Source organism: Nocardia vinacea NBRC 16497, from assembly GCF_000308835.1.
Classification (GTDB): Bacteria; Actinomycetota; Actinomycetes; order Mycobacteriales; family Mycobacteriaceae; genus Nocardia; species Nocardia vinacea.
The window spans coordinates 1-12,607 of the sequence record NZ_BAGN01000409.1; the positions used below are offsets into that span (position 1 = coordinate 1).

The 12,607-nt window shown below is 65.4% G+C and carries 12 protein-coding genes and 1 pseudogene; 9 read left to right on the forward strand and 4 right to left on the reverse strand.

The window, feature by feature from the left end; genetic code table 11:
* The 4 genes and pseudogenes from ON44_RS39190 to ON44_RS49690 all read right to left on the reverse strand — a co-directional run.
* Window positions 1-1,204, reverse strand: a pseudogene (locus ON44_RS39190) (ATP-binding protein); the annotation flags it as partial.
* Complete coding sequence (locus ON44_RS39195; protein WP_040699840.1) at window positions 1,201-1,815, reverse strand: Pvc16 family protein; 615 nt, start codon at window positions 1,813-1,815, stop codon at window positions 1,201-1,203. The gene ON44_RS39195 and the pseudogene ON44_RS39190, both read right to left, overlap by 4 nt.
* Window positions 1,816-1,828: 13 nt before the next feature.
* A complete protein-coding gene (locus ON44_RS39200; RefSeq protein ID WP_040699842.1) occupies window positions 1,829-2,443 on the reverse strand; it encodes a helix-turn-helix transcriptional regulator in 615 nt (204 codons plus the stop codon).
* A gap of 84 nt (window positions 2,444-2,527) precedes the next feature.
* A complete protein-coding gene (locus tag ON44_RS49690) occupies window positions 2,528-3,304 on the reverse strand; it encodes a hypothetical protein (RefSeq protein ID WP_157187533.1) in 777 nt (258 codons plus the stop codon).
* Between ON44_RS49690 and ON44_RS39210 the strand changes: the two genes are divergently transcribed.
* From ON44_RS39210 to ON44_RS39245, 9 genes are all read left to right on the forward strand, one after another.
* Window positions 3,288-4,766: a peptidoglycan DD-metalloendopeptidase family protein gene (locus tag ON44_RS39210; RefSeq protein ID WP_063721706.1), complete on the forward strand. Its 1,479-nt coding sequence runs from the start codon at window positions 3,288-3,290 to the stop codon at window positions 4,764-4,766. The genes ON44_RS49690 and ON44_RS39210 overlap by 17 nt on opposite strands.
* Window positions 4,763-5,272, forward strand: coding sequence for a hypothetical protein (locus ON44_RS47475; RefSeq protein ID WP_051183017.1), 510 nt, complete (start codon window positions 4,763-4,765; stop codon window positions 5,270-5,272). Before ON44_RS39210 ends, ON44_RS47475 begins: the two co-directional genes overlap by 4 nt.
* A 10-nt stretch (window positions 5,273-5,282) precedes the next feature.
* Window positions 5,283-5,777, forward strand: a complete 495-nt coding sequence (locus ON44_RS47480) for a hypothetical protein (protein WP_051183020.1) — start codon at window positions 5,283-5,285, stop codon at window positions 5,775-5,777.
* Window positions 5,778-5,947: 170 nt separating this feature from the next.
* Window positions 5,948-6,100, forward strand: coding sequence for a hypothetical protein (locus ON44_RS51040; protein ID WP_157187534.1), 153 nt, complete (start codon window positions 5,948-5,950; stop codon window positions 6,098-6,100).
* Window positions 6,101-6,164: 64 nt separating this feature from the next.
* Complete coding sequence (locus ON44_RS39225; protein WP_218007747.1) at window positions 6,165-8,558, forward strand: FxsB family cyclophane-forming radical SAM/SPASM peptide maturase; 2,394 nt, start codon at window positions 6,165-6,167, stop codon at window positions 8,556-8,558.
* Window positions 8,545-9,702: an aKG-HExxH-type peptide beta-hydroxylase gene (locus tag ON44_RS39230; protein WP_051183023.1), complete on the forward strand. Its 1,158-nt coding sequence runs from the start codon at window positions 8,545-8,547 to the stop codon at window positions 9,700-9,702. Before ON44_RS39225 ends, ON44_RS39230 begins: the two co-directional genes overlap by 14 nt.
* A gap of 152 nt (window positions 9,703-9,854) precedes the next feature.
* On the forward strand, window positions 9,855-11,090 hold the full coding sequence (locus ON44_RS39235) for a cytochrome P450 (RefSeq protein WP_085998709.1): 1,236 nt from the start codon (window positions 9,855-9,857) through the stop codon (window positions 11,088-11,090).
* A gap of 48 nt (window positions 11,091-11,138) precedes the next feature.
* A complete protein-coding gene (locus ON44_RS39240) occupies window positions 11,139-12,005 on the forward strand; it encodes an LLM class F420-dependent oxidoreductase (RefSeq protein WP_040699848.1) in 867 nt (288 codons plus the stop codon).
* 106 nt (window positions 12,006-12,111) lie between these two features.
* A complete protein-coding gene (locus tag ON44_RS39245; RefSeq protein WP_040699891.1) occupies window positions 12,112-12,579 on the forward strand; it encodes a PaaI family thioesterase in 468 nt (155 codons plus the stop codon).
* Window positions 12,580-12,607: the final 28 nt, after the last annotated feature.

Genomic DNA, 12,607 nt, shown 5'->3' on the forward strand with positions numbered 1-12,607 from the left:
CTGAGCGCGGGCGCCCGCGGCGCAGATCCGCCGCCGAGACCGGCCGCCCGGAAAGTTCGGCAAACGCGGCGGCTGCGGCCGCGGCCCGCGCGACTTGTTCGGGGGTCAGCACGAATTGCATGGTCGCGGCCGCTGGGTCGAGTTCGTCGGGCAGTAGGTCATCGAGGGTGCTGCGCCACATGCGGGTGCGGTCCTCGGCATTCGGCGGCTCGATATCAAAAGTCAGCGGCTGCCGGGTCACCCATTCCGGATCCCATACCGCCGTGCCGACCAGTACGACGCAGGTCGACGCCTCGGCGATCTGCCGGATGGTTTCGGGTCGTTCGGTGAAAACATCGATACCGGCTGCGATCAGCACCGCGCCGGTCAGTCGCGCCTCCAGCACCGCGGCGGACAGTAGTTCCGAATGTTCGGCGACCCGGGGCAGATCGATGATCAGTGCGGCGCGGTCGTGGTGCCGCGCGGCTGCGACGGCGGCGGCGACACCGCCCCCGCCGGGGCGTTCCCGTAGATAGAGCAGCGGCGCGCGGGTACGCAGTGCCGCGACCAGCAGGGAATCCGCGGTGTCGGGGCACGGCGGTTCTGGCGAGATAGCTCGGCGCAGTTCGGGTTCGGGTGTGTTATCGCCCAGGAGATATCCGACAACGCGGTCCGGTACGCGTAGCGTCCGTGACAGCAGTGGGCGGTCCGCGTCATCGACGGCGATCAGACCCCCACGCACCAGCGCACCGGTCGCGGCGAATCTGGCACGACCCTCGGCTGCTGCGGCGGGCACACCGCACAGCGAAAGGGCAAGGCCCACAGTCGCTCTGCGACGGGTCACGTCGTCGTTGAGATAGCCGTACAACCATTCGAATCTGGCATCCACATCCGGTATCAGTGCGACGAGCAGGATTTCGACATCGAGGGCATCGAGTCCGAACGCGTCGACCACCTGCGTGAGCCGCACCTCCTTGCCATCGGCCTGCGCCGCGGCGGCCGCGGTATCGGCATCGATGACGCCCTGTGACTCTGGCTGATCCGGTCCGATCGGCTCGTGTCGGGTCCGCAGCAACCGGTCGACCGCGTCATCGGACAGATACAGACCGCGAAACGGGTCGTCCGGCTGCGGGTCGCCGACGCGACGCTGCGCGACTGCCCGACGCACTCTCGCCTCGACAATTCCCAAGCGGGCCAACAGATATCGCAGACTCGAAGCGCTCACCGCGACACCGCCTTACGTGGGGCGTCCACGGTCGCACCGTCGCGGTCCTGCATACCGACCGTGACACCACCGGTCGCGGGCGGCGCGGCAGGCAGCCGGCGGCCTCCGTCCGCGGGTGCGGTGACAACGAGATCCAGCGACGGCTTCAACTCACCGCCGAGTGCCGACCAGACGTCGGCGAAGGAGCGATCCTCCGGCGGTGGCAAGGCGATATTCAATGCCACCGGCAAGCCGATATCCGCCAGCGTCCCGGTCAGCGAGGCGGGCGGAATCTGGTCGTGGCGCAGGAAACACGACAGCAGCGCCGACAGCAGTCGATGCTCATCCTCGGGCCGCTGGGTCCACGCCGTGATCAAGTAGGAGAGTTTGAAATACCGGGGACCTTGGTGCCGATTCACGACCACGCCGCGGTCGTCGTACTCGTTGATCAGCCCGCGCTGGCGTCGTCGCAGATCCTCGCGGATGTCGTAGAGAAACATATTGACCGTCGGCGAATTGCGCCGTGCCGCCCAGTCTTTGGTCGGCGCGTCGAACACCACATCGACCTCGTTCCGATCGACCGCGTCGGCTCCGATCAGCGTCCGCAGCGCCTCGTCCACCTCGACGAACACCGTGTCACCAGCCTTAGATCAGACCCTGGCGCAGCGCGTAGGCCACGGCGTGGGACCGGTTGCGCAACTGCAGGCGGCTGGTGATGTCGTGCAGCGCGTTCTTGATGGTGCGCTGCGAATAGCAGAGTTTGGCGGCGATCTCGGCCGTGTCATCGCCCTCGGCGACCAGGCGCAGGATCTCGATCTCCCGCTGTGAAAGACCGGTCAGGCTGAGTCCGCGCGGATGCAGTACCTGGCGCTGTAACCGGCCGACCTGATCGAGCAGCCGGCCGAGCAGATCGGGCGGCACCGTGCCTTCGCCGCGCGCCGCAGCACATGCCGCACGGGCCAGGCGTTCGGCCGATGCGTCCTGTCGGCGCACCAGTCCCGCGATCCCGGCCTCGACCGCCGCGGCCAATCCGTGTTCGTCGAAATCGGATGCGACGAGTACCGGACGGCAGCTGCCGCGCTGCAGGCGCCGCAGCGTCTGCAGGGTGGACTCGTCGACGGTATCGGCGACGACCAGTGCGACAACGGCCCGCGTCGGATCGTCGGCGACCAGCACCTCCGTCCGTGATCGCAATTGGGCGATGAGACCGGCGCGCGAGATCGGGTCGCGCGCGTCGACATAGACCGCGGTTCTCTCCATCGGAGCACCTCTCCTGAGGACTGGGCTTCGAGCGCTCTCGATGCCTGGAACTCGAGCATCCGCGGACTTCTAACCGTGCACTCATCAAGAACTAAACGTGCAGGTCGTTGCCCGTTCGGGCACGGTATTCGAGGGCATCGGCGCAGGTAGGGGCCGATATTGTTCGCGGCGCTCACGACCGGGGCGGCCGCGTGGTGTCGGTTCGGGCAGGTGCGGTGCGGTTGGCGCGCGGCCACGCTGTTGTCCATTCCGCATTCGATCGCGTGGGGACATCTGGATGGGACCGATTCGTAATAACCGTGAACGGCATCGTCGGCTGGTGCCGGTGCTGCTCGTTGTGGCGACCGCCGCCGTGGTCGTCGTGCTGGCGGTGAGCGGGCTGCTGTCCGGGAATCGAATCGGGTACGCCGGTGCCGCGCCGGTCACCACGTCACCCGGTCCGGCTCCGGTCACCGTGGTAACCGGAACCACTGTGCCGCCGGTGGTTTCGTCCGCTGCCAGGTCGACCGCTCGGGTCGAGCCCACGACCACGACGACGACTACGACAACAACGGTGCCGTTGCGAACGACGGTCGCCGCCACCACGGTGACTTCGTCCGGGCCCGCGACCAGCACTGGACAGACCACGACCACGACCTGCTCCGGCACGACCGGACCGACGGCCTCGACCACGACGACCGGTCGACCCTGCGAAACCAAAGTTTCGGCCTGCCCAACCGGCACGACAACGGCCACCACCTCCGCCGCCCCATGCGTGGACGTCAAATCCGGTGTCTCCTCGACGATTTCAACCATCGTCACCACGACAACGTCGACCACGACGGCCACAACCACCGACCGCCCGGTGGTGCTGACGACCACCGATCCGCAGATCCCGCCACCGCCGCGCAACCAGCCCGCGCCCGAACGGACGGTTCCCGACGATCTGTCCCAATCGTCGCCATGCGCGGTGATCACCGGCCCGATGGCCAAGGGGCAGTACACGGTTTCCTCGCCATTCGGTCAGCGCGGCGGTGAATTCCACCGCGGCATCGATCTCGCCGCGCGGGAGGGCACCCCGATCTATGCGGCACTGGACGGGAAAGTCTCGGCGGCCGGACCGGCGACCGGATTCGGGAACTGGATCGTCATCGACTCGACGACATCCAGCGGTCAGGTCTCGACCGTCTACGGGCATATGTACGACAACGGTCTACACGTCAGAACAGGTGACATCGTGAAGGCGGGGCAGCATATCGCCGATGTCGGCAGCAATGGCCAATCCTCGGGTGCCCATTTGCATTTCGAGCTGTGGCAGGGCCTGCGGCTGGGCAGCGGTAAAGCCGTCGATCCCGCGCCGATGCTCGAGCAGGCCGCGCCCGCGGCGTCGCAGTCGGCGTTGAAGATCGCACATGCGATCGCCGACTGTGCCGTGCGGCCGGGGACCGGCCTGGCTCCGGGCAAGGTGCCGCAGGAATTCGTGCCATGGCTGGTCAAGGGTGCCGCCGAATGCCCGAACAGCGGTATCACCGCGCCGCTGCTGGCCGGACAACTCAAGGCGGAGAACAACTTCAACTACGGTGCGAATGCTCCGGTATCGTCTACCGGTGCCAGAGGACCGGCACAGTTCATGCCCGGCACCTGGGAGACCTGGAAGGTCGACGCCGATAACAACGGTGTCGCCGATATCAACAGCATTGCCGATTCCGTTGTGGCACAGGCGCATTTCATGTGCAAGAACTGGAAGGACACCTCGGCCGGGGTGAACAGCGGTTCGTTGCAGGGCGATGCGGTCGATCTCGCGTTGGCCGCGTACAACGCGGGCTTCGGGGCGGTCCAGGCCGCGGGCGGTATGCCGTCCGGGGGTGATTACACCACGCAGACCCGGCCTTATGTGCGCACCATCAGGGATCTCGAACGCCAATTCGCCTCGACCGACTTCAATGCGACGCCGGATCAGCAGTCCGATCGCGGGGCCAAGGCGGCACAGGCGGCGAAGGAGTATCTCGGCACCAAATACGCCTGGGGTGGCGGAAATACCAAGGGCCCCACTCTCGGTGGTTTCGACTCACCCGGTCTGGCGAGCTACGTCACCTACGTCGCGACCAGTGGCAGCACCACGCTGCCACGTACCGTCCAGCAGCAATGGGCACAGGGCCACGAGATAGCCACCGATCAGGCGAAACCGGGTGATCTCGTATTCAGCGAATGGAATTCGAACGGAACACCGCGGCACGTCGGTGTCGCGATCGGTGATGGCCGGATGGTGCACGCGTCGAGCACCGACGGCACGGTTGTCGAGGCGGGCATCGCCGCCGATGCCAAGGTACGGAGCATGTCATGAGCATTCGCCGAATCCTGTTGGCCCTGCTGTTCGCGGCCTTCGGTATCGCGTCGATCAGCGGTTGCGGTTCGACGGTGCGCGGTCTCGCACTTCCGGCCCCGCTCGGTGCCGCTGACACCGCGGATCCGAATATCGTTCTGCGCGACGGCTTCTCGACGATGTTCGGCTGGCGGCCGCAGAGCGACAACTCACCCGACGACGCCTACGCCCGCGCTCGTCCGTATCTCACCGATCAACTCGGCGCCCGCGCTCGCGAGACCACCTCCGGCGGTGCGAAGACCCAGTGGAAGGCGTGGGCGGACGCCAAGGCGAAGGTCAAGGTCACCGTGCAGGTCACCACCGACGAACATCCGGCGGATCAACCTGCCCGCATCGATCGTGTAGTGCTGATCGGGCAAGCCATCACCGATGCCGCGGCGAAACAGATCGAGAACATCGAAATCACGGTCTGGGCAACCGTTGTGCAGACCGAACAAGGCTGGCGCATCCACGCCATGCACTTCTGAAGAGGTTGCCATGTCCAAACTGCGGTACGCATTCATCCTGCTCGCGTCGCTCGCCGCGGCACTGTGCGTCGCGTGTTCCTCGACGCCGTCCGGCAGCGATGACAAACCCGCCGACAAGGCGGCGATCGAGACGATCACCTCCGGACTGCAGACCATGTTCACCTGGCACCCGGGCGCCGATACCAGCAGGCTCGACGCATTCAGGCGGGCAACACCCTGGCTCACCGACAAGTTCGCGGCGACGTCGACCACGACCTCGGAACGGGGACCCGGTGTGCAGTGGGATCAGTGGGCGCGTGCGCGTTCCACGGTGGAGGCCACTGTGCTCATCCTGGGTACCGAGCACGGCGCCGATACCGATCAGCGGATCGATCGGTTGGCGATGATTACCCAGGATGTCAAAGCGCCGGACGGTACCGTCGTCGACAGTATCGACCTGACCGCCAAGGTGACCCTGCAGCGATTCGGTCGCGACTGGCGCATTGATTCGGTCGAATTCGTCTGAACCGCAACAATGTTCATGCCGACCGCGATTTCGCCGAATGCCACCGCTTCGAGCCTGAGTGCGCGGTGCCCCGTTCGGACAGACTCCCAAGTTTGGGAAATGGGTGTGCGGCGTTGTGCGTAGCATTCACCAAGAGCGCCAAAGGGTTTCGCTCATTAGGAGGACTAATCATGAAATCGAACAATCGCACGGTGGTATCCGCTGTGGCTGATTTGCGGGGCACTCCGCTCGGGCAGCTTTCGGGTCAGAGCCTGACCGATCTGCTTGCGAATCTGGCCAACTCCTCGACCACCGGTATCTCATTCAGCTCCGCTCTGATCTGATCCGAATACCGCTCGGCGTACCGGCTATCCCGTGAACCGTAAACCGCTTCCTTTTCGTCAGTTTGTGATCAAGGTGCATAGCCGGTGCGATTTGGCGTGCAATCACTGCTATATGTATGAGCACGTCGACCAATCCTGGCGTGGCCGCCCGATGGGGCTGGCCCCGGAGACGGCCACCCGGATTGCGTTCCGCATCGCCGAACATGCGGCTGCGCACGCGCTGCCCGAGGTCGCCATCGTGCTACACGGCGGCGAACCGCTGCTGCTCGGTGTGGACCGCACCAGGGAATTCCTGGCCGCTCTGCACGCGGCCGTCGCCCCGGTGGCCCGCCTGAATCTGCATATCCATACCAACGCGATCCTGCTCAGCGCGGCCTACCTCGACCTGTTCACCGAATACAACGTGCGGGTTGGTGTTTCGCTGGACGGCGATCGCGCCGCCAATGACCGGCATCGGCTGTACCGCAACGGACGCAGCAGTTACGACCAGGTGATCGCGAGCCTCGACCGGTTGCGCCAGCCGCAGTATCGCGCGCTGTATTCCGGCCTGCTGTGCACGGTGGATATCGCCAACGACCCGATCGCCGTCTATCGCGGGCTGCTGGAGCAGCAGCCGCCGCGCATGGATCTGCTACTGCCGCACTCGAATTGGGAGCATCAGCCGCCGGGTTTGCGGATACCGCGCGATCCGGACACTCCAGCGCGGGGTGGCGGCGAGTACGCGCAATGGCTCATCGCCATGTTCGATGCCTGGAATGCCGACGGTCGACCGGTACCGCTGCGCACCTTCGAATCGGTGGTGGCGGCCATGTACGGTCGTCCGAGCACCGCCGAGGCCATCGGACTCGATCCGGTGGATCTGCTGGTGATCGAAACCGACGGCACGCTCGAGCAGGTCGATTCGCTCAAGACCGCCTTCGAAGGCGCTGCGGCGACCGGACTGAACGTGTGGGACAACAGCCTCGACGAGGCCGCCGTGCTCCCCGGCATCACGGTGCGTCGTGACGGCATCGACGGCGTCAGCGCCACGTGCCGGTCCTGTGAGGTGGTCCAGGTCTGCGGTGGTGGGTTCTATCCGCACCGGTACCGGCCGGGCACCGAATTCGACAACCCCTCTGTCTACTGCTCCGATCTGAAGGAGATGATCGATCACGTGGCCGAGTCCGAAGCCGCGGCGGGCAGAGGCGGCGCGCAAACCTCCGCACATGACGCCGTCGTCGAGTCGCACAGATTGTCCGATGACGAATTCGACCAACTGGCAGCCGGTTTCGGTGATGCCGCCACAGTGAATTGGTTGGCGCAGGCCCAGGCTTCGCTGCAGCGCGAATTATTGTCTGCCGTCGGCCGATTCGGTCCACAGGATGACGAAAGATTCACCGCAGCTTGGGATGTGCTCGTCTCCCTGGACACGTCGGCGCCCGCCGCGGTGGCCACGGTGCTGGCGCATCCCTATACCCGGGTATGGGCCACCGCCCTGCTGGAGGGGGTGAGCAAGGGCGAGATGGTGGCCGAGGATGTCCATCACCTGCAAGCGGTCGCGGCGGGTGCGGCGCTGCACGCGGGTAAGGATTTGCGGCTGCCGGTGCCGGTGCGCGGCGGGGTCGCGCCACTGCCTACCTTCGGCGCACTGAAAGCCGGTGCGGACGAACAGGTTTGGATCGATACCGGATCGATCGACAGGCTGGATCTGGTACATCCATTGCGCCGGCTGACGGCCACCGACCTGATCGTCCCGCTCGAGGACACCGATCCCTATCGCATCGGCCACAGCTATGCGGCCGACCGGCTCAGCGATGCCGAGGCGCACGGCTGGCAGCTCGCCTTCGCCGCGGGTATCGACTTCATCGACGCATATCTGCCCGTCTACGCGCCCGGTCTGCGCTCCGGTTTGCGTGCGGTCATGCCGATGGAGCCGGATGAGAAATACGACCGAAGCGCCTCCATGCGACTGGCTTTCGGCGCGGTCGGCATCGGGCTGCGACGGGCGCTGGTATCGGCCGCGCTGCCGCTTATCCACGAATTCCAACACGTGAAGATGGGCGCGATCCTCGACATGTTCGAATTGTTCGACCGCTCTGATACCGCGCTGCGGTACTACGCGCCGTGGCGACCGGATCCGCGTCCGATCGAGGGGTTGTTGCAAGGCACCTACGCCCATATCGGTGTGACCGATTTCTGGCGGGTGCATCGCACGCGGGCCGAGGGCGCGCAGCGCGAGGAATCGGAGCGGGAATTCGTGCGGTGGCGCATGATGACCGCGGAAGCTATTCGCCAACTTCAGGGATCCGGATCACTGACCCCGCTGGGGGAGCGGTTCGTTGCGGGCATGAGTGCGACGGTGCAGCCGTGGCTCGCCGAATCGGTCGATCCGACCGCGGAAAGTGCTGCGGTGCGTGCCGCCGGAACGCACCGCGCCGCCTTCGACGAGCGCATGAAGGTCAGCCGTGCCGTCGATTGAGTCCGCGCACAGTCTGTCAGAGGATCAATTCGCCCAGCTGGCATCGGGGTTCGGCGATGCGGAGACGGTGCGTTGGCTGGTGCAGGCCCAGGCCTCGGTGCAACGTGAATTGTTGGCGGCGGTAGGCAGATTCGGCCCGCACGACGATGCGCGCTTCGCCGCCGCCTGGGATGTGCTGGTGGGCTTGGACACATCGGCACCGGACGCGGTGGCCACGGTGCTCACTCATCCCTACACCCGGGTGTGGGCGACCGCATTACTCGAAAACATCAGTCGCGCAGAGTTCGTCGCCGCGGACGTTTACCACTTGGAGGCGGTGGCGGCGAGCGCCGCGCTGCTGGCAGGCGCGAAGCTGCGAATGCCGGTGCCCGCGCGCGACGGTGTGGCACCTTTGCCGATGTTCGGTGCGTTGCGGGCCTCGGAGCTGGTATGGATCGATACCGGCCACGGGGACGACGTCGCACTGGCCGAGCCGGTGCGCAAGCTGACCTATGGCGATTTGACGGTCACGCTGGAGGATACCGATCCCTATCGAGCGCTGCCTTATCTCGGGAGCGAAATTCACCCGACCGGGCGGTTGAGTGATGTCGAGGCCGAGCGGTGGCAGCAGGCTTTCGTGGGCGCTCTCGGATTCATAGAAGAGCATCTGCCCGCGTATCTGCCCGGCTTGCGTGCCGGTCTGCGGACAATATTGCCGCTGCGACCGGATGGCCCGACGAACCGGAGCGCCTCGGCCAGACTGGCATTCGGCGCGGTGGGCATCGCTGCCCGGCACCTGGATCCGCAAGCACTCGCCGAACTGCTGGTGCACGAATTCCAGCACGTCAAGCTCGGCGCGATGATGGATGCCTTCGAACTTTACGACCGCGCCGATATCGAACCGCGCTACCACCCACCATGCTTTTCGCATCCGCGCCCGATCGAAGGCCTGCTGCACAGCACCTACGCCCACCTCGCCATCACCGATTTCTGGCGAGTCCAGCGCACTGTGACGACTGGAGCGGCAGCCGAGGCCGCCGAGCGGCGCTTCACCGAAGTTCGCCTGCTCACCGCCGAAGGTATCGCGCTACTGGAGGCCGCCGGATCGCTCACCGCCCTCGGTGACACCATCGTCGAGGCAATGCGAAACAGGATTACCGCCTAGCGTCGGGTGCCGCCACGCGCATCGTGATCGTCTGACCAGCCTATCGGCGGTCAGGGGTGGGTGTAATTCGCATTCGGGGTGCGGCGGGGTGTATAGGGTGCTTAGGCTCACGGGGCTTATACGTTCGAATGCCTGGAGTTTTCTCGATGTCGATGCCGTCTTCGGCACACAGCCGTGCACCGTTTACTTCGCCGATCGATACGGATGGGCCGCGGGTGGCGTTGTACACGCCGGAGTTCGCGGCGGATCCGCATCGGGCGTATCGGGATATGCGTGCGCGGTACGGGGCGTTGGTGCCGGTGGATCTGGCGCCGGGGGTGCCGGCCACATTGGTGGTCGGCTATTACTCGGCCTTGCGGATCATGAATGATCCGGATCATTTTCCGGCCGATCCGCGCACCTGGCAGCAGAGTGTGGCCGCCGACTGCCCGGTGCTGCCGATGATGCAGTGGCGACCGAATGCCTTGCGCAATGCCGGTGAAGCGCATGCCAGGTACCGGCAGACCAATGTCGCGGGCCTGGAGAAGGTCGATCAGTACGACTTGCACGATACGGTGGCGAAACTCGCTGTTCCGCTGATCAATTCGTTCTGTGGCGACGGGTCGGCCGATCTGGTGCGCCAGTACGCGTTTCCGCTCGCCTTCACGGTGCTCAACGCCATGCTCGGATGCCCGGACGATATCGCGCAGCAGGCCGCGACCGGTATGGCCGCGATCTTCGAGGGCATCGATGCCGAGCACGGCAATCAGTTGCTCGTCGGGGCGATGCTGGAATTGACCAAGCTCAAACGCGTCCAGCCCGGCGACGACATCACCACCCGGATGCTGCGGCATCCGGCGGCGCTGAGCGATACCGAGATGGTGCACCAGTTGGGCACGCTGTACGGCGCGGGAATCGAACCGCAGCAGAATCTGATCGTCAATGCTCTGATGCTGATCCTCACCGACGAGCGGTTCGGCGGCAGCGTGCTCGGCGGGAGCCTGTCGACCAGGGACGCGCTCGACGAAGTGTTGTTCAACAATCCGCCGATGGCGAACTTCTGCATCACCTTTCCGCGCCAGCCGATCCTGATCGACGATGTCTGGCTACCCGCCCACCAGCCGGTCGTCATCAGCATCGCCGCCTGCAATACCGATCCGGCGATCGTCGCGAATCAGTTCGCGGGCAATCGCTCCCATCTGGCCTGGGGTGCCGGACCACACGTGTGCCCGGCGAATTCGATGGCCTACCTGATCGCCCAGGACGCCATCGACCAACTACTCGACGCACTGCCCGAGATCCGCCTCGCGGTGCCGCCCGATCAGCTGACCTGGCGGCCGGGACCGTTCCACCGGGCACTCACTGCACTCCCGATCGAGTTCCCGCCGTCCCCGCCGCTGCGGTCCTAGGAGCGGCCGTGCCTCCCCGGCGCGTCCCCGACGTGCCACGCTCGCCGTATGCGACTGAGTATCTCCCTTGCCGACTTCACCTGGCCGGATTCACCGGGTGCGATCGGCCCGCGAGTCGACCGGATCGTGCGCGCCGCCGATCAGTCCGGGCTCGACTCGGTATTCGTCATGGATCACCTGTTTCAGATCGGTTCGAACGGCCCGGCGGAACACGACATGCTCGAGGCCTACGCAGCGCTGGGGTACATCGCGGCGCGGACCGAGCGGATTCGGTTCGGCGCTTTGGTCACCGCCGTCAGCTATCGGGATCCCGGTCTGTTGGTCAAGAGCGTCACGACCCTCGATGTGCTCTCCGGTGGCCGCGCTTGGCTCGGCATCGGCGCGGCCTGGAATGCCGATGAAGCCGCCGGTCTCGGCCTGTTCTTCCCACCGACCTCCGAGCGATACGAGCGCCTGGAGGAAACCCTGCGGATCGCGAAGCAGATGTGGGCGGGCTCCGAAAAGCCTTTCCACGGACAGCATTACACCCTCGAACGCCCAATCAACGTCCCCAACGCGCTGACCCGCCCGCACCCGCCCATCATGATCGGCGGCCAAGGCGAACGGAAGACCTTGCGCCTGGTCGCGCAATACGCGGACGCCTGCAATCTCTTCGGCGAATCCGTCGAGACCGTCGCGGCCAAACTCGAAGTCCTGCACGGACATTGCGAAGCCGTCGGACGACCTTACGAGGACATCGAAAAGACCATGGTCGCATACTGGTATCCGGATAAATCGCTTGCGGAGCAGGCGGATTCATTCGCCCGCTTCGCCGAGGTCGGCATCCAACACGTGGTACTGGGCCGCCCCGGCCCGTTCGTGGACGCGGACTTCGAGCAGATCGCCGAGTTGGTGCGCGCGGTCGCCGACCTCTGATTTCGATCAGCCGATCGAAGGTGGATATGCAGTGGGTTGTGGCCAGGTGGAATTCACCGGGCGCTGGTCGAATGGGCTGGCATTGTTCGCCAGGGAGGAAGAGGCCATGACCAGCATCGATACTCACAGCAATGGGACCGTCGCCACCCGTGTCGAGGAATTGACGGCGGTATTCGAGCGGGGGCTGCAGGAGAATCTGGGGGTCGGCGCGTCGCTGGGGATTCGGCTGGAGACGGCGGGGGACGGGTACACGCGGTACTACCTGGACCCCAATCCTGCCACCATCAACGCCATGTTCACGGTGCACGGCGGGGTGATCGCGACGCTCATGGATACCGCGATGGGGAGTGCGGTATTCACGAAACTCGGTGACGGCGTGGCCTATACGACGCTGGAGTTGAAGGTGAATTTCATCCGGTCGGTGACGTTGGACGGATCGCGACTCACCTGTGAGGCCAATGCGATTCACGTCGGGCGACGCACCGCGACGGCGGAGGGGCGGATCGTGGACGCGAACGGCAAGTTGATCGCACATGGTTCGACCACGATTCTGGTGCTGAATCCGGAGCAGTGAAATAAATAGCCCTGCCGCCGAGGATTTG

What these genes read in the sequence shown, in the direction of transcription:
- ON44_RS39200 (WP_040699842.1), bottom strand. Translation starts at nt 2,443, where the DNA reads ATGGAGAGAACCGCGGTCTATGTCGACGCGCGCGACCCGATCTCGCGC.
- ON44_RS47475 (WP_051183017.1), top strand. Translation starts at nt 4,763, where the DNA reads ATGAGCATTCGCCGAATCCTGTTGGCCCTGCTGTTCGCGGCCTTCGGT.
- ON44_RS47480 (WP_051183020.1), top strand. Translation starts at nt 5,283, where the DNA reads ATGTCCAAACTGCGGTACGCATTCATCCTGCTCGCGTCGCTCGCCGCG.
- ON44_RS51040 (WP_157187534.1), top strand. Translation starts at nt 5,948, where the DNA reads ATGAAATCGAACAATCGCACGGTGGTATCCGCTGTGGCTGATTTGCGG.
- ON44_RS39235 (WP_085998709.1), top strand. Translation starts at nt 9,855, where the DNA reads ATGCCGTCTTCGGCACACAGCCGTGCACCGTTTACTTCGCCGATCGAT.
- ON44_RS39240 (WP_040699848.1), top strand. Translation starts at nt 11,139, where the DNA reads ATGCGACTGAGTATCTCCCTTGCCGACTTCACCTGGCCGGATTCACCG.
- ON44_RS39245 (WP_040699891.1), top strand. Translation starts at nt 12,112, where the DNA reads ATGACCAGCATCGATACTCACAGCAATGGGACCGTCGCCACCCGTGTC.